At 64.1% G+C, this 15,344-nt stretch carries 16 protein-coding genes; 8 read left to right on the top strand and 8 right to left on the bottom strand.

Annotated features, from left to right (window positions below; all coding sequences use genetic code 11):
- The first annotated feature begins 177 nt into the window (after window positions 1–177).
- The 3 genes from FAS41_RS19565 (at window position 178) to FAS41_RS19555 (ending at window position 2,196) form a co-directional block, all read left to right on the top strand.
- Window positions 178–774 (top strand): DNA-J related domain-containing protein, encoded by a 597-nt coding sequence (locus FAS41_RS19565; protein ID WP_138525107.1) that lies wholly within the window; start codon window positions 178–180, stop codon window positions 772–774.
- 160 nt (window positions 775–934) lie between these two features.
- On the top strand, window positions 935–1,531 hold the full coding sequence (locus FAS41_RS19560) for a Yip1 family protein (protein ID WP_024764594.1): 597 nt from the start codon (window positions 935–937) through the stop codon (window positions 1,529–1,531).
- A gap of 167 nt (window positions 1,532–1,698) precedes the next feature.
- On the top strand, window positions 1,699–2,196 hold the full coding sequence (locus tag FAS41_RS19555) for a SprT family zinc-dependent metalloprotease (protein ID WP_138525106.1): 498 nt from the start codon (window positions 1,699–1,701) through the stop codon (window positions 2,194–2,196).
- Window positions 2,197–2,202: 6 nt separating this feature from the next.
- Here the strand turns inward: FAS41_RS19555 and FAS41_RS19550 are convergent, their stop codons facing one another.
- The gene (locus FAS41_RS19550; RefSeq protein ID WP_138525105.1) at window positions 2,203–3,384 is read right to left on the bottom strand and encodes a CaiB/BaiF CoA transferase family protein; all 1,182 of its coding nucleotides are present in this window, start codon (window positions 3,382–3,384) and stop codon (window positions 2,203–2,205) included.
- 42 nt (window positions 3,385–3,426) lie between these two features.
- Window positions 3,427–4,566 (bottom strand): acyl-CoA dehydrogenase family protein, encoded by a 1,140-nt coding sequence (locus tag FAS41_RS19545; protein ID WP_138525104.1) that lies wholly within the window; start codon window positions 4,564–4,566, stop codon window positions 3,427–3,429.
- Between the two features lie 145 nt (window positions 4,567–4,711).
- On the opposite strand from FAS41_RS19545, the gene FAS41_RS19540 reads away from it, so the two are divergent.
- Window positions 4,712–5,176 (top strand): GNAT family N-acetyltransferase, encoded by a 465-nt coding sequence (locus FAS41_RS19540; RefSeq protein WP_138525103.1) that lies wholly within the window; start codon window positions 4,712–4,714, stop codon window positions 5,174–5,176.
- A 104-nt stretch (window positions 5,177–5,280) separates the two neighbouring features.
- Here FAS41_RS19540 and FAS41_RS19535 read toward each other — a convergent pair whose 3' ends face one another.
- On the bottom strand, window positions 5,281–6,597 hold the full coding sequence (locus FAS41_RS19535) for an OprO/OprP family phosphate-selective porin (RefSeq protein ID WP_138525102.1): 1,317 nt from the start codon (window positions 6,595–6,597) through the stop codon (window positions 5,281–5,283).
- A gap of 301 nt (window positions 6,598–6,898) precedes the next feature.
- Here FAS41_RS19535 and FAS41_RS19530 point away from each other — a divergent pair, with 301 nt between their 5' ends.
- Complete coding sequence (locus tag FAS41_RS19530) at window positions 6,899–7,813, top strand: DedA family protein/thiosulfate sulfurtransferase GlpE (protein ID WP_138525101.1); 915 nt, start codon at window positions 6,899–6,901, stop codon at window positions 7,811–7,813.
- Between the two features lie 215 nt (window positions 7,814–8,028).
- Here the strand turns inward: FAS41_RS19530 and FAS41_RS19525 are convergent, their stop codons facing one another.
- From FAS41_RS19525 to FAS41_RS19515, 3 genes are read right to left on the bottom strand one after another with little or no spacing between them, the layout of a single operon-like run.
- Entirely contained in the window at window positions 8,029–8,268 is a 240-nt protein-coding gene (locus tag FAS41_RS19525; protein WP_138525100.1) for an anti-sigma factor family protein, read from the bottom strand.
- On the bottom strand, window positions 8,262–8,873 hold the full coding sequence (locus FAS41_RS19520; RefSeq protein ID WP_138525099.1) for an RNA polymerase sigma factor: 612 nt from the start codon (window positions 8,871–8,873) through the stop codon (window positions 8,262–8,264). The genes FAS41_RS19525 and FAS41_RS19520 overlap by 7 nt, the downstream gene beginning before the upstream one ends.
- Complete coding sequence (locus FAS41_RS19515; RefSeq protein WP_138525098.1) at window positions 8,873–9,994, bottom strand: beta-ketoacyl-ACP synthase III; 1,122 nt, start codon at window positions 9,992–9,994, stop codon at window positions 8,873–8,875. Before FAS41_RS19515 ends, FAS41_RS19520 begins: the two co-directional genes overlap by 1 nt.
- A gap of 424 nt (window positions 9,995–10,418) precedes the next feature.
- Between FAS41_RS19515 and FAS41_RS19510 the strand changes: the two genes are divergently transcribed.
- Window positions 10,419–10,931, top strand: coding sequence for an ankyrin repeat domain-containing protein (locus FAS41_RS19510; protein ID WP_138525097.1), 513 nt, complete (start codon window positions 10,419–10,421; stop codon window positions 10,929–10,931).
- A 1-nt stretch (window position 10,932) separates the two neighbouring features.
- Here FAS41_RS19510 and FAS41_RS19505 read toward each other — a convergent pair whose 3' ends face one another.
- Window positions 10,933–11,835 carry a LysR family transcriptional regulator gene (locus FAS41_RS19505; RefSeq protein WP_138525096.1) on the bottom strand — a complete coding sequence of 301 codons (903 nt, stop codon included), beginning with the start codon at window positions 11,833–11,835 and terminating at the stop codon, window positions 10,933–10,935.
- 103 nt (window positions 11,836–11,938) lie between these two features.
- Between FAS41_RS19505 and FAS41_RS19500 the strand changes: the two genes are divergently transcribed.
- Both FAS41_RS19500 and FAS41_RS19495 read left to right on the top strand, forming a co-directional pair.
- Window positions 11,939–13,123 (top strand): MFS transporter, encoded by a 1,185-nt coding sequence (locus FAS41_RS19500; RefSeq protein WP_138525095.1) that lies wholly within the window; start codon window positions 11,939–11,941, stop codon window positions 13,121–13,123.
- An 88-nt stretch (window positions 13,124–13,211) separates the two neighbouring features.
- Window positions 13,212–14,255, top strand: coding sequence for an acyltransferase family protein (locus FAS41_RS19495; protein WP_138525094.1), 1,044 nt, complete (start codon window positions 13,212–13,214; stop codon window positions 14,253–14,255).
- On the opposite strand, the gene FAS41_RS19490 is transcribed toward FAS41_RS19495, so the two are convergent.
- Window positions 14,237–15,301 carry a GGDEF domain-containing protein gene (locus tag FAS41_RS19490; protein ID WP_138525093.1) on the bottom strand — a complete coding sequence of 355 codons (1,065 nt, stop codon included), beginning with the start codon at window positions 15,299–15,301 and terminating at the stop codon, window positions 14,237–14,239. The genes FAS41_RS19495 and FAS41_RS19490 overlap by 19 nt on opposite strands.
- Between the last annotated feature and the right edge of the window lie 43 nt (window positions 15,302–15,344).

The raw sequence follows: 15,344 nt of genomic DNA, 5'->3' as shown, positions 1-15,344 counted from the left end.
ATTCCTCTCCAGCGCTATCCACAGCCAATCAGCTGAATGCCTTGCGGCATGGGCGCTCTAGCCATCGCTGTCCAAGGCAGTCCAAAGGGTTTACCCAGCTCAAATACCACACGTTCTTTTACGCGCAAAGCGACGCATACCCCAGCCCCTCTATCGGGCTACTGCTAATCTGACAGCATGATGCCCGACCTCGAACCTTCCCTCGACCTGACGGACCAGCTCCTGCAGTTGCTACAGGAAGCGCCTGAAGGAATCTCCGAATTCCAGCTTATCCAGCAACTCAAGGCCCGGCATTCCACTCACGTGCCGAACCTGCCGCTAACGGACAAGCTGGTGCTGTTCCGCACCCATTTCCTCGTATTCAACGCGCTGTACCGCCTGCGCGACCGGCTTTGGGAGGGGAAATCCGCGCACCTGGAGATCGGCCCACTGCAGATCCGTCTCTCCCCTTATATAAGTGGCGTGCAGGCAATTGGTGAACAGGACGAGCTGCGCGCCTACTACCTCGATGAGATACATCTGAAGGAAACGACCGAACACGACGTGGAGAAGCTGCTGGAAAGCTTCTGGACGCGCATGCAGGGCAACGAGGAAAAGGCCGCAGCCCTGGCTCTTTTCGAGCTGGAGGACGGTCCGGTGGACTACGCGCTGATCAAGCTGCGCTACCGCCAACTGGTCAGCCAGCACCACCCCGATCGGGGCGGCAGCACGACGCGCCTGCAGTCGATCAACAAGGCGATGGAAATTCTGGAGCGCTATTACAGCCGCCCGTGAAACTTCCATTTGCTCTAACCCTACGGACGACGTGGATTGCGGCCATTCCTATACTGCGACTTAAGGTCGCATAGGTCGGCCGGGCACCGGATGTCGCTGGCTACGCGAATCAGGCGCCTGGCTGGGGGGCGGCCTTCTATAAGAAGAGGAGAATGCTGACATGATCCATCATGTGTGGGGGCTCTTCACCCATCCCGATCAGGAATGGCAGGACATCCGTGGCGAGGAAGAATCCATCAGCCACATGTACCTCACCCACGTCCTGATCCTCGCTGCCATCCCGGTCATTTCCGCCTACATCGGCACCACGCAGGTCGGCTGGGTATTGGGCAATGCGGGACCGGTCAAGCTGACCGCCGCCAGCGCGATCCAGCTGACCATCATGACCTACATCGCCATGCTCGCCGGCGTCGCCGTGATGGGCGCCTTTATCCACTGGATGGCCCGCACCTACGACGCGTCGCCATCGCTGACCCAATGCATCGTCTTCGCTGCGTATACCGCGACCCCGCTGTTCATTGGCGGTCTGGCGGCGCTCTACCCACACCTGTGGCTGGGCATGATCATCGGCACCGCCGCGATCTGCTACACCGTCTACCTGCTCTACGTCGGCATCCCGACCTTCATGAACATTCCCAAGGATGAAGGCTTCCTGTTCTCCAGCTCAGTGCTGGCGGTCGGACTGGTGGTGTTGGTAGCGATGATGGCCCTGTCGGTCATCCTCTGGGGCAGCGGCGTCGGCCCGGAATACACCTGATAGCACAACGTGAACGTAAAACCGGGCCCCAGCGGCCCGGTTTTTTTACGTGCTTGCCTGAAACTCGCCCGGCTTGCCTGAACCTGCACCCCGGACGAGCGGCCGCGAGAAATCCTCCACCCGCGCTCCGACTGCGGCATAATCTGCCCCCGTCGGAGAACCACTGTATGCCTGAACAGCTCAACGCTCGCGTCGAAGCCTGCTACCAGCAGGCCGAAGCCTTCTTCCAGCGGCGCTTTCCCCGCCCGGAAGTGAGCTTCCGGCTACGCGGCCAGAAGGCCGGCGTCGCCCACCTGGATGAAAACCTGCTGCGCTTCAACCCGCAGCTGTACCGGGAAAACCACGAACACTTCCTGCAGCAGACCGTGGCCCATGAGGTGGCGCACCTGATCGCCCACCAGATGTTCGGCCCGCGTATTCGCCCGCACGGCGAAGAGTGGCAGCTGATCATGCGCGGCATCTACGGCCTGCCGCCCGATCGCTGCCACACCTACGAGATCAAGCGCCGCCGCTCTACCCGCTACCTGTATCGCTGCCACTGCGGCGAAGGCAATGAATTCCCCTTTTCCGCCCAGCGCCACAACCTGGTCGCACAGGGCCGCCGCTACTACTGCCGGCGCTGCCGTGCGACGCTGATTTTCACCGGCGAAACCCGCCGCGAATGATGCGAATCAGGCGATGACCTTCGCCGATTTCAACGCCTCGACCTGTTCGGCCGAATAGCCCAGCTCCGCCATCACCTCAGCCGTGTGTGCGCCCAGTGCGGCGCCGATGTGGCGCGGCTCCGGCACACCCGCGGAGAAGCGAATCGGGCAGGCCGCCTGCCGCTGCGTGCCGCCCTGCCTGGTAGGCACCTGAGTGACTACGCCGCGCTCGCGCAATTGCGGATGCTCCACCGCTTCAGCCATGGAGAGCATTGGCTCGACGCAAGCGTCCAACGCGGCGAAACGTTCCTGCCACTCGTGGAAATCGTGCTTTTCGAACTCGATGGCAATCTCGCGCTTGAGCGCCTGCTGCTCTTCCGGCTTGGGTGACAGTCCACGCGCGGCCAGCTCCGGACGACCGATGGCGGCGCAGAATTGCTGCATGAACTGCGGCTCCAGGCTGCCCACCGAGAACCAGCGACCATCGCGAGTACGGTAGTAGTCGTAGAAGCTGCCGCCGTTGAGCGCGAGGCTTTCCATCTCCGGCTCCACGCCCGCCGCGAGATAGCCCGCGCCGGCCATGCCGTGCAGGCTGAAGGCGCAGTCGGTCATGCTCACATCGACCTGTTGCCCCTCCCCCGTCTGCTGCCGGTGGATGACCGCCGCCAGCAGGCCCATCACACCGTGCAGCGAACCGCCACCGATGTCCGCCAGTTGCACGCCCAGAGGCAACGGGCCGCTCTCGCGGCGGCCGGTGTAGCTGGCCACACCGGCCAGCGCCAGGTAGTTGATGTCGTGCCCGGCGCGGTCACGGAACGGGCCGGTCTGGCCGTAGCCGGTAATCGACACGTAGATCAGCTTCGGGTTGATCGCCCTGAGCGCCTCGTAGCCCACGCCCAGCTTGTCCATCACACCGGGGCGGAACTGCTCCAGCACGATGTCGTACTCCTGCACCAGTTGCTTCACCACCTCCACTGCCTCGGCCTGCTTCAGGTCCAGCGCGATGCAGCGCTTGTTGCGATTGAGGTAGGCGTGGCTGGCTGAGGTGCCATCCACGTGCGGCGGTAACACGCGCACCAGGTCCATGCGCGTGGGCGATTCCACCCGCAGTACCTGAGCGCCCATGTCGGCCAGCAACAGCGAGGCGAACGGCCCCGGCAGCAGGGTGGAGAAATCGAGGACTTTCAGGGAGGCGAGCGGGCCGTTCATGGGCACTCCTGTTTCGCTCAATCGATGCGTGGGCGCCGCGCCTCAGAGCTTCATGCCGCGGCTGATGATCTCTTTCATGATCTCCGAGGTGCCGGCGAAGATGCGCTGGATGCGCGCGTTCGCGTACATCTTGCAGATCGGATACTCCCACATGTAACCCCAGCCGCCATGCAGTTGCACGCCTTCATCAACCACCTTGCAAAGCAGTTCGGTGGTGAACAGCTTGGCCTCGGCAGCCACTTCGGGGGTAAGTTTCTTCTGGTTGTGGTCCATCACGCAGCGGTCGGTGAAGACCTGCGCTACGTCGATCTGCGTACGCATCTCGGCGAGTTTGAAACGGGTGTTCTGGAAGTGCGCCACCGGACGGTCGAAGGCCTTGCGCTCCTTCACGTAATCGACGGTGGCGTTCAGCGCCGCCTCTGCACCAGCCACCGCGCCGCAGGCGTTGGTCAGGCGTTCCTGGGCCAGCATGTTCATCAGGTAGAAGAAGCCCCCCTTGGCATCGCCCAGCAGGTTTTCCTTCGGCACTTTCACGTTGTTGAAGAACAACTCGGCGGTGTCCTGGCTCTTCATGCCCAGCTTCTTCAGGTTGCGTCCGCGCTCGAAGCCTTCCATGCCGCGCTCGACCACGAACAGGCCCATGGCGTGCTTGTTATTCGGATCGGTCTTGGCCGCGACTATCACCAGGTCCGCCAGCAGCCCGTTGGAGATGAATACCTTGGAGCCGTTGAGGACGAAGTGGTCGCCCTTGTCCACCGCTGTGGTACGCATGCCGGCGAGGTCGGAGCCCGCGGACGGCTCGGTCATCGCCACCGCCAGGATGCTTTCGCCTCGGATGATGCCCGGCAGCCAGCGAGCCTTCTGCTCGGCGTTGCCGTATTCGGCAATGTAGGGGCCGCACAGCGCCGAGTGCAGCGGGATCATGAAGCCCGGCTCGTTGATGGCGGCCAATTCCTCACACATGATCTGTTCGTAGCGAAAATCCTTCAGACCGGTTCCGCCGTACTCCTCTTCCGCCCAGGGCAGCAGGAAGCCCATCTCCCCCGCCTTGCGCCAGACACTGCGGTCCACTACGCCGGCGTCCTCCCATTCCTCCTGGTGGGGCACCACTTCCTTGTCGAGGAAGGATCGGAACGCATCGCGGAACAGGTTGTGCTCGGTCTCGAAGTGATTGCGCAGCATGGTCGACTCCCGGTGGGTTGAGTGCCCGCAGGGTAGGTGCTGGCCGCACGCGGCCTCAATGACGCGAGCGCTCAGGGTCGATTGACGCAATCGCCCAGCAGATGCGAGTGTGAAACTTCCCAAAGCTGCACCGGAGAGCGCCCGCATGCAGATTCGCCCTTTCCAGGCGGAGGACATCCCGCCATACGAAAGCTGGTTCGACGATCCGATGCTCTACGCGCAACTGGGCCCGATGGATCGCTACTGGCTGGAACAGGTGCTGAACGATGCGGAGAAGGCTCAATACAGCATTCTGCGTGGCGACCTGCTGGTCGCGGTGGTGGGGGTTTGCCTGCCCAACCCGACGCATCCTTATTACTTCGTCACCGACCTTGCCGTGCGCCCGGAGATGCGAGGCACAGGCGTAGGACGCAAGGTAATGGCGCTGGTGATGAATCGACCTGAACTACAAAGCAGCCCCTTATGGCGGGCCAGTGTGAGGCCGGACAACCCGGCGGCGCTCGCCTTCCTCATCAAGCTGGGCTGGACACGGCTGGAAATGGGCAACCCGTTCGACGAACTGCTCGAGTTCGAATTCCAGCGACGGCCCGCGGGCCCCAACTTTCGCTGACCTGGACCCTACAAAGAACGTCCGCTCCTTTGCAAACGTGTATAAAAAAACCCCCGCCGAGGCGGGGGTTCACACAAAGGAGTCAAACGGTAGAGCTGTAGTTCTTAGAACACGTACTGCAGACGGGTCACGACACCGTTGCCGTCATCATCGCCGTTAGCGTTGCGGATGCCGTCGGTGCTGACGTGAACGTAGTCCAGGGAGACCTTCACGGCTTCGTTGGCGTACCAGTTCACACCGATGGTGTTGGTGCTGGCCTTGGTGTCGCCCACGTCGCGAGTGGCGGTAGCCACGACCACGTTCGGGTCATCGACCTTGATGTGGTCGTAACGGTAGAAGACTTCCCAGGCACCGATTTCCTTGTTGGCCGGCTTGATGGTGTCGAACTTGGCGCCATCGAGCTTGTACACGCGGGATTCACCGGTGATGGTGTAGGCCAGTTGGCCGTAGTAGCCGTCAGCCTTGATGTCTTCGTAAGCGTCGGCATCGGCCTTCAGTTTGCGCTTCAGGTATTCGGCCTGAGCGGAGAACGGGCCAAAGGCGTAGGCGAATTCAGCCCCCCAGGTGGAGTCGTCCTTGTAGGAACCGGCTGGGCTCAGGGTAGCGCCGCCGAAGGTGGCGCGGTTGCCGTTGTCGCCAGCGTCGTTACCGCCGTTGGTGGCGATACCACGCATGCCCAGACGCGGACGGATGCGGGAGTCGAAGGCTACGTCGTCCAGGTCGCGGTAGGCGTAGTCCACACCAACGTGCAGGACGTTGCCGTCAGTGTTCAGCGGAGCGAACACACCACGGAAGTTGAACTGCTTGACGCTGTCGCCGTCGGTGTCGTCGGCGTCCTTGGCGTATACGCCAGCATCCAGGTAGGCCATGTTGGCGACGACGCCGCCAACCTGGGCACCCATGCCGTCCTGGTGGGTGTTGATCCAGTCAGCCAGTTCGTAGGCGCTGGTACGCTCGGTGGCGGTGACCCACTTGGAGCTGGTGGCTTTTTCCAGGCCGAAGTCCGGGTCGAAGCGGCCGAACTTCAGGGTTACCGGGCTGAATCCGGTGTAGCTGAAGGAAGCCTCGTCGAAGTAACCGTTGTCAGCGTTACCGGAGTTGTGGGACATGTCGTAGTTGATCTGGTATTTCCAGTCTTTGTAGACAGTGCCGCCCAGCTCCAGGTAGGCGCGGCGGAAGTAGGCGCCGTCACCGTTATTGCCGTTCTTGGTGTAGAAACCATCGAAGCGGCTGTAATCCGCTTGCAGACGGCCACCGAGCTTGAAGCTGAATTCCTTGTCGGTGGTGCCGACTTCAAGACCGCCTTTGGTCTTGATCACAATATCGGCGCCATCGGTGGTGACTGTGCCTGCGAAAGCCTGGGCGGAAACGGCCAGTGCCAGGGCAGTGGCGGCGTAACCGGCGAAGTGCTTACGGATCATCGAAGATTCCCCTTAATGGTATTTGCGTTGAACACGCCGAGTGCCTGGCTGCTGCGCGCCCCCCAAGGACCCGCACAGGCCGTTCTGGCGGCCCCCGTTTGTGTTGCTGGGAATCTTGGCGAGGGGTTATTTCAGATCAGTTGCTCGTAGATAAAACTTTTATTACAGAGGAACTTTTGATTTCCTTATGGCATAAAGGTCCTAAGCCACGTCCCACTAGGCTCACGGGCACTTTCTGTAGTCCGCTTTGCCGGTATGCTGTCGCCTACTCCTGGAATTCCTTTCCCGTTCAGGCTTTCCCATGCACGAACTGCAACCCCTGATCCAGCAGCACGGCCTCACCCTGCTGTTCTTCAACGTCCTGCTGGAACAGTTGGGCCTGCCGATTCCGGCTTACCCTGCGCTGATCGTCGCCGGTGCCCTGGCGCTGCAAGGTAGCGGCGTGCCGCTGGGCCAGGCACTGGCGGTGGCTGTGTGCGCCTGCCTGATCGCCGACCTGCTCTGGTTCTGTGCCGGACGGCGCTACGGCGGTTTCATGCTGCGCAGCGTGTGCAAGGTCTCGCTGTCGCCAGACAGCTGCATTCGACAGAGCCAGAGCCTTTACCTACGTATCGGCCCGCGCGCCCTGCTGATCTCGCGCTTCCTCCCCGGCGCCAGCGCGCTGACCACCACCATGGCCGGCATGACGCGTACGCCGCTGCCGCGCTTCCTCGCCTACGACTGCGCCGGAGCAGCGCTCTGGGCCGGTTCTGCACTGATGCTCGGGAGCATCTTCAGCAGCGCGGTGGACCGCATCCTCGACTTGCTCACCGAGTACGCCAGCGTCGGCGTCGCGGCGTTGCTCGGCGCCTTCGCGCTGTTCATCGCCTGGAAGCTCTGGCAGCGCTTCAGCCTGCTCAAGCGCACTTCTCGGATTCCGCGCATCAGCGTCGACGAGTTGCGAGCACGCCTGGATGCTGGAGAGCCGCCGCTGATTCTCGATGTGCGTGCGCAGTTCGATGACGAGGCGATTCCCGGTTCCATCGCCTTCAGCCTGGACGGACAGCTGGATGAGCTCGGCGACAGCCTGGAGGACAAGGACGTGGTGATCTACTGCGCCTGCCCCCATGAGCTTTCCGCGGCGATGCTGGCGGAGCGGTTGCAGGCCTTCGGACACCCGCGCACCTGGGCGCTGTCGGGCGGGCTGGATGCATGGCGGGCTCAAAGTCTGAGCTGAGGATTTTGCTGCAAGAGTGTGCTGCAGAGGCGATCGCGGTATGGCCCGCCCCTGAAGGATCGACATCACTCGGGCGTATCCGGTAAGTGCTTGAGTAGGATGGCGTGGAGCGTAGCGATACCCATCAATCCGAAGCACAGTCAGCATGGGTATCGCTGCGCTCCACCCATCCTACGACATGCTCATCCTGCGCTGACCGCTTAATTCTGTCGTTTTCAGCGGCGCGCACTGTCCCGACGCAACTCGGCGAGATGGTCGGCCAGGCGTTCCGAATCGGGACTCGGCGACTCCGGCAGCAAGCGCAGGGTTGCCTGGGTCAGACGCATCTGCCGCAGATAGCGCCGGCAGTTCCGACAGAGCAGCAGGTGCCGACGCAACGCCAGCTTCTCGCGCCAGCCCAGCTGTTCGTCCAGCAGGTCGCTGGAGCGCGCCACCAGTTCCTTGCAGGTCAGCATTCCCCGGTCTCCTCGAAGTGCTCCACGGTGGCGAATACCTTCAGCCGTGCACGGTGCAGCAGCACCCTGACATTGGAGAGCGAAACCTCCAGCAGATTACAGATCTCCTCCAACTCAAGGCCTTGGCGCTCGCGTAGCAGCAACACACTGCGCTGCAATTCGGAAAGGCTGAGCAGGGTCTTTTCCAGGCATTCGCGCAGTTCATCCTCGGCCAGCAGGGCCTCGGGCGAATCCTCGTGCCAGGCCAGCGGCGCGGTGCTCCAGTGGCCGTCCGCAGCGAAGCGCGAATCATCGATGCTGCCGTGGGGTGCAGGCAGGTCGTCCAGCGAGACGTCGCGGCGGACCTTGCGCAGGCGAGACTTGGCGGTATTGGCAGTGATGGTCAGCAGCCAGGTCTTGAGGCTGGAGCGCCCCTGGAAGCCGTCCAGGTTGCGCACGGCGGCGAGCCAGGCATCCTGCACCACCTCATCGGCATGGGCTGCGCCGACGATGGCAATGGCCACGGCGCGCATCGCGCCCTGGTAGGTGGCTACCAGGGCGCGGAAGGCCTGCTGGTCACCGGCCAGCAGGCGCGACAACAGCTCGCTGTCGTCGGCGGGCACGATCAGCGCTTGCGCAGGATCACGCTGCCGATGGAGTAGCCGGCGCCGAAGGAGCTCAGCACGCCGATGGAGCCGGCGGGCAGGTCGTCCTGGTACTTGTGGAAGGCAATGACCGAGCCGGCCGAGCTGGTGTTGGCGTAGGTGTCGAGGATCACCGGCGCTTCGTGCGGTTCGGCATCGCGGCCGATCAGCTTGCGGGTGATCAGCAGGTTCATGTTCAGGTTGGCCTGGTGAAGCCAGTAGCGCTTCACGTCGCTGACCGGGATGTCATTCTGCGCCAGGTGCTCGCCGATCAGCTCGGCCACCATCGGGCAGACGTCCTTGAACACCTTGCGGCCTTCCTGCACGAACAGCTTGTCGCGGCTGCCGATGCCCTCTTCCGCCGCGCGGTTGAGGAAGCCGAAGTTGTTGCGGATGTTGTTGGAGAACTGGGTCAGCAGCTTGGTGCTCACCACGTCGAACTGGTGCTCGCTGGTGGCCTGGTCGGCACGCTCGATGACCACGGCGGTGGCCGCGTCGCCGAAGATGAAGTGGCTGTCGCGGTCACGGAAGTTCAGGTGGCCGGTACAGATTTCCGGGTTGACCATCAGGATCGCGCGGGCCTGGCCCAGCTGCACGCTGTTCACTGCGGCCTGGATGCCGAAGGTGGCCGAGGAGCAGGCGACGTTCATGTCGTAGCCGAAGCCCTGGATGCCGAGGGCGGCCTGCACCTCGATGGCCACCGCCGGGTAGGCGCGCTGCAGGTTGGAGCAGGCGACGATCACCCCGTCGATGTCTTCGGGAGTACGGCCGGCGCGCTGCAGGGCCTGCTTCGCGGCGGCGGTCGCCATCTCGCAGAGGATGCCCCAGTCTTCGTTGGAGCGCTCCGGAATACGCGGCGCCATGCGCTGCGGATCGAGGATGCCTTCCTTGTTCACCACGAAGCGGCTCTTGATGCCGGAAGCCTTTTCGATGAACGCGGAGCTCGATTCGGAGAGCGCTTCCACCTCGCCCTTGGCGATGGCGTCGGCGTGCTGGTCGTTGTGGCTGCGGACGTAGGCGTTGAAGGATTCCACCAGTTCATCGTTGGAGATGCTGAACGGCGGGGTATACAGGCCGGTTCCGCTGATCACGACTTTATGCACGGTCAATCCTCTTCTCAATCTGCGCCGCCGGGCCGGGCGGCAAGGTTAGGCATCAAGGTACCCGCCCATTGGCCGGCACTGGATATTCGTCGCTCCGCGTCCTGGCGCGAAGGCTTCGGGATGGCGATCCCTGCAACCGGGCAGTGTGCCACTCCCACCGACGGTGGGCATCTTTGCCCGCCCGGCGGTTCGCGGTTTCACCCAGGGTGCAACCGCTGATCACTGATTATGCTGCAATTTTCGCCGAAAAGCCGCCGTGCGAAGGCGGCATTTGCGCAAGTTTACGGACGCGAATCACGCCAGACCTGCCCTGAAGCAACGGATTGAAATTTTTCACCACCACCATAGGCACAGTGTTGGCGCGCCCAGGCGCGCCAGTCCTTATCCTTCAGTGCATTCTCGACTTTGCCAAGGAGACTTCAGGATGAGTGCCGCGAACCGCCCGGAAATGGATGAACAGACCCTGGAATTTGCCAACCAGGTGATCGACCTCGCCCGTCAGGGCGATACCCCGCGCCTGACGGAACTGCTCCAGCAGGGTCTGCCGGCCAACCTGCGCAACCACAAGGGCGACAGCCTGCTGATGCTGGCGAGCTATTACGGCCACCACGACACCGTCGGCGTGCTGCTGGATCACGGCGCCGATCCGGACCTGCGCAACAATGCCGGGCAGACGCCGCTGGCCGGCGCCGCCTTCAAGGGCGACCTGGAAATGGTGCGCCTGTTGCTCAGCCGTGGCGCCCAGGTGGAAGGCGCCTCTCCCGACGGCAAGACCGCCTTGATGATGGCGGCGATGTTCAATCGCCCGGAGATCGTCCTCTGCCTGCTGGAACACGGCGCCGACTCCGAGGCCCGCGACGCCAGCGGCCTGACGGCGTTGGCCGCGGCGAAGATGATGGGCGCGACCGACACCCTGGCACTGCTCGAAGCCGCCTGAGTCAGTCGATGCGCACGTGCTCGGCGAGGAAGTCGAGCACCGCGCGAACTCGCGCCGGCAGGTGGCCCGGCTTGCCCAGATAGAGCGCGTGCATCGGTTTGCGGTCGCCGGGATTGAAGTCCGCCAGCACCTCCACCAGCCGCCCGGCTGCAATATCCTTGCGCACCTGGAACTCCGCCAGTCGCGCCAGCCCCAACCCGGCCAGCGCCAGATGCCGCACGCTGTCACCGTCGCTGGCCAGCAGGTTGCCGCTGGGCTCGGGGGCATCCGCCGGCTTGCCGAGAAAGGGCCAGTCCGGCTCGACGCGCCGGTAGCTGAAGCCCACGCAATTGTATTCGCCCAGCTCACGCGGATGCTGCGGCGTACCGTGCCACGCCAGGTACTCGGGCGCGGCGACTATCTTGTGTCCGGACTCTCCCAGCGAACGCGCCACCAGCCGCGAATCCCGCAGCGGCCCGCTGCGCACGGCGACGTCGGCGCGCACTTCAAACAGGTCCACCACTTCATCGGTCAACTGCAGGTCGAGGTTGACGCCCGGATAGCGCTCGAAGAACAGCGGCAGCGCCGGAATCAGGAACTGCCGACCCACCGGCAGATTGCAGCTGATCCGCACCCTGCCCTGCGGCTCGGCACTGGCCGAGGCCTCGCGTTCGGCTTCGTCCAGATCGGCGAGGATTCGCAGGCTGCGTTCATAGAACGCCGCCCCCTCGGCGGTGAGCTGCTGGCGCCGGGTGGAGCGATTGAACAGCCGCGCACCGAGACGATCCTCCAGCCGCGCCACCAGCTTGCTCACCGCCGAAGGTGTCATCCCGCACTGCAGCGCGGCGGCAGTGAAGCCGCCGGTTTCCACCACGCGGATGAAGACTTCCATTTCGCCGAAGCGGTTGACGTCAGGACGGGCCATGTTGAATTCAATTCACAGGTGATTTGCTCAAAGGCAGTCTATATCAGCAATCCGCACGGCGATAAGGTGGCCATCATTCTTCGAACCACCTGGGAGAGCCACCGTGCCCATTGCCTTGTATGCCTTGACCGCCGGTGCCTTTGGCATCGGCGTTACCGAATTCGTGATCATGGGATTGTTGCTGGAAGTCGGCCATGACTTCGGCGTCTCGATCTCTGCCGCCGGGCTGCTGATCTCCGGCTACGCGCTGGGCGTGGTACTCGGCGCACCACTGCTCACTGCCCTCACCGCGCGCTGGCCGCAACGCCGCACCCTGCTCGGCCTGATGGTGATCTTCACCCTCGGCAACCTGGCCTGCGCCCTGGCGCCGGACTACGCCACGCTGATGGCGGCACGGGTGCTGACCTCCTTCGCCCATGGCACCTTCTTCGGTGTCGGCTCGGTGGTCGCCACCAGCCTGGTGCCGGCTGAGCGCCGCGCCTCGGCCATCGCCCTGATGTTCACCGGCCTCACCGTCGCCACCATCCTTGGCGTACCGCTGGGCACCTGGCTCGGCCAACTCTATGGCTGGCGTGCGGCCTTCTGGGTAGTCACCGGCATCGGCGTGCTCGCCCTGGCAATCCTGGCGATCTACCTGCCGCGCAACGGCGCACCGCCGGCCGCCGGCAACCTGCGCGAGGACTTTCGCGTGCTGAAGCGCCCGGCCGTGCTGCTCGGCCTGCTGACCACCGTGCTCGGCTTCGGCGGCGTGTTCACCGTGTTCAGCTATGTCTCGCCGCTGCTGACCCGCCTCGCCGGCTTCTCCGAAAGCGCCGTGTCGCCGGTGCTGCTGGTGTTCGGCGGCGGCCTGGTGCTGGGCAACCTGCTGGGCGGCAAGCTGGCCGACCGCAAGCTGGTGCCTGCCCTGCTCGGTAGCCTGGTGGCGCTGGCGGTGGTCATGGGCCTGATGACTTTCTCGCTGCAGAACCAGGTGGCCGTGGTCATCTTCATCGCCCTGCTCGGCGCCGCCGGTTTCGCCACCGTGCCACCGCTGCAGATGTGGGTGCTGGAAAAGGCCCACGGTGCCGGCCAGAGCGTCGCGGCCAGCTTCAACATCGCCGCATTCAACCTGGGCAATGCGCTGGGCGCTTGGCTCGGCGGCATGACCATCGACCACGGCCCAGGCCTCGCTGCACTGCCGTGGGTCGGCGCGCTGCTGCCGGTCGCAGCCATCGCCACGGCGCTGCTGTGCCTGCGCCTGGAGCGTGAACCGGCACTGCCGGCAGCAACCGTCCAGCAGGCCCGCTGAACGATCGGCGAATCCTGACTGTCGAGGAAAGGGGCGCGCAACGGTCGCGCCCCTTTCTTTTATCCACAGACGGAGGACGCGCCCACCCATGCTGGTTTCGCTTCAGGCTTTACGGGCACTGGCCGCCTGGCTGGTGGTGTTCCATCACTTCATGCAGGTGTTCTTCGACTTCCGCGCCGACAGCCTCGGCGGCAAACTGCTCTCCACCCGCGGCCAGGTTGGGGTGGATATCTTCTTCGTCCTCAGCGGCTTCGTGATCCACCTCTCCAGCGCTGGCCGACCGATGTCGCCGCTGACCTTCCTGGTCCAGCGCCTGGCCCGCGTAGCCCCCGCATACTGGCTGTACACCGCGATTACCGCGCTGATCCTCTACGCCTTCGCCGACGTGATGCCGATCTACGGCGTCGGCGGCAAGTCGCTGCTGCTGTCCCTGCTGTTCATCCCCAGCGAAAACCCCGGCGGCTTCGGTCTGTACCCGGTACTGCCGGTGGGCTGGACGCTGAACTTCGAGATGCTCTTCTACGGGCTGTTCGCCCTCTCCTTCCTGGTCGCCGAGCGCTGGCGCCCCTGGCTGGTGACTGCCCTGGTGCTGCTGGTGGCGCAGGTGCTGGCGCGCGAGCCGTGGATCAGCCATTTCTACCGCAACCCGATCATCTTCGAATTCCTGCTGGGACTGGGGCTCGCCGCACTGTACCGGCGTGGCTGGCTGAACCTGCCGAAGCCGCTGGCCCTGCTGACGGTCGCCGTCGCAGTAACGACCATCGCGCTGTTCCCCGCCGACCATCCCTGGCGCCTGCTGACCTGGGGCCTGCCCGCCGCTGCGCTGCTCGCCGCGTGCGTAGCGCTGGAGCCGATGTTCGAGCGCAACAAGGTGCTGCATGCGCTGGGCGATTGGTCCTATTCGGTGTACCTGCTGCATGTCATCGTGCTCTGGCTGGCCGCTTACTGGCTGCACGAACGACTGGGCCTGACGCCCTACCAGACCCTGGGCCTCAGCGTACCGGCGATCCTGCTGCTGTCCTGGCTGAGCTACGAATGGGTGGAGCGGAAGATGGCTCGCCAGGTCCGCGCGGCCTATGCGCGCATCGCCGGGCCGCCGGCGGCGAAACGTGCTCAGGCGGTGTCGCTGTAGACCAGGCGGTTTCGGCCCTCGGCCTTCCCGCGATACAGGCGGCGGTCGGTGCAGCGGTAGAGTTCGTCGGCATCCAGGCCGTCGCCCGGCCACTCGGCGAGGCCGAAGGTCGCGGAAATCTCGATGCGCTCCCCGTGATACATCAGCGGCGCCTCATCGATGTCGCGGCGCAGGGATTCCACCAGCGGCTTGGCGTCGAAGCGGTCGGTGAAGGGCAGCAGCAGACCGAACTCCTCGCCACCAAGCCGGCCGATCAGGTCGGTGGCACGCAGGCGGTGGCGCAGGCGATTGCACAAATGCTGCAGCGCCTTGTCACCAGCATCGTGCCCCCACTGGTCATTGATGTTCTTGAAGTGGTCGACGTCCAGCACCACCAGCACCAGCCGCGTTTCGTAGCGTGCGGCCTCCTGGATGCAACGACGTAACGTGCGCTGGAAGCTCTCGCGGCTGGCTACACCGGTCAGCGCATCGGTCAGCGCCAGGTGCCGCAGCTGCTTGTAGGCGGCGGCGCGGCGTTCTTCATAGACATGCATGAAAGCGATCACCAGCACGCCGCAGAAAATGCCGTTACCGATGTCGATCAACCCCGGCGCATCCAGTCGCACCCGGTTGGCGTGCAGGTACATGAGCGTGGCGATCAGCATGAACGGCACGGCGAGCAGGAAGCCGCGCCACTTGCCCAGCAGCAGATAGGCCATCACCGGCATCAGATAGACCCAGACGAAAGCCGACGCCGAAGCGTTGGGCATGACGATGATGTAGAGGATGAAACAGAAGGTCGGCAGCAGGTACGCGATGATCCAGGGCACCAGTCGGCGGACGCGCTGGAGCCGGTGCGCCGCCCACAGCAACAGCCCGCAGGTAGCCAGTTCGGCGCCAGCCAGCCAGAGATTGCCGGCAAAGTACTGCAGGATCGAGAACACCCCCAGGGTCGCCCCGGTGCAACCGAAGATCAGCCGCATCAGCAGGCGGTGGTCGGCTTCCTCCAGGCCGGTCGGTCCGGCGCTGGACTCGAACAGGTGGTCGGGGTCGCTGTTGCGGTGCATCGGCCCTGCTCCTTGGCTCGACCGCCCGGCGGGTCGGCCTCAA

Source organism: Pseudomonas nicosulfuronedens (assembly GCF_005877905.1).
GTDB lineage: Bacteria > Pseudomonadota > Gammaproteobacteria > Pseudomonadales > Pseudomonadaceae > Pseudomonas > Pseudomonas nicosulfuronedens.
Note: the sequence above shows the minus strand (reverse complement) of the source record. Positions and strands in the feature narration are given on the sequence as shown.

Excerpts from the sequence above, each read along its gene's own strand:
- FAS41_RS19565 (WP_138525107.1), top strand. The coding sequence starts at position 178 with ATGATGCCCGACCTCGAACCTTCCCTCGACCTGACGGACCAGCTCCTG.
- FAS41_RS19560 (WP_024764594.1), top strand. The coding sequence starts at position 935 with ATGATCCATCATGTGTGGGGGCTCTTCACCCATCCCGATCAGGAATGG.
- FAS41_RS19555 (WP_138525106.1), top strand. The coding sequence starts at position 1,699 with ATGCCTGAACAGCTCAACGCTCGCGTCGAAGCCTGCTACCAGCAGGCC.
- FAS41_RS19550 (WP_138525105.1), bottom strand. The coding sequence starts at position 3,384 with ATGAACGGCCCGCTCGCCTCCCTGAAAGTCCTCGATTTCTCCACCCTG.
- FAS41_RS19545 (WP_138525104.1), bottom strand. The coding sequence starts at position 4,566 with ATGCTGCGCAATCACTTCGAGACCGAGCACAACCTGTTCCGCGATGCG.
- FAS41_RS19540 (WP_138525103.1), top strand. The coding sequence starts at position 4,712 with ATGCAGATTCGCCCTTTCCAGGCGGAGGACATCCCGCCATACGAAAGC.
- FAS41_RS19535 (WP_138525102.1), bottom strand. The coding sequence starts at position 6,597 with ATGATCCGTAAGCACTTCGCCGGTTACGCCGCCACTGCCCTGGCACTG.
- FAS41_RS19530 (WP_138525101.1), top strand. The coding sequence starts at position 6,899 with ATGCACGAACTGCAACCCCTGATCCAGCAGCACGGCCTCACCCTGCTG.
- FAS41_RS19525 (WP_138525100.1), bottom strand. The coding sequence starts at position 8,268 with ATGCTGACCTGCAAGGAACTGGTGGCGCGCTCCAGCGACCTGCTGGAC.
- FAS41_RS19510 (WP_138525097.1), top strand. The coding sequence starts at position 10,419 with ATGAGTGCCGCGAACCGCCCGGAAATGGATGAACAGACCCTGGAATTT.
- FAS41_RS19505 (WP_138525096.1), bottom strand. The coding sequence starts at position 11,835 with ATGGCCCGTCCTGACGTCAACCGCTTCGGCGAAATGGAAGTCTTCATC.
- FAS41_RS19495 (WP_138525094.1), top strand. The coding sequence starts at position 13,212 with ATGCTGGTTTCGCTTCAGGCTTTACGGGCACTGGCCGCCTGGCTGGTG.
- FAS41_RS19490 (WP_138525093.1), bottom strand. The coding sequence starts at position 15,301 with ATGCACCGCAACAGCGACCCCGACCACCTGTTCGAGTCCAGCGCCGGA.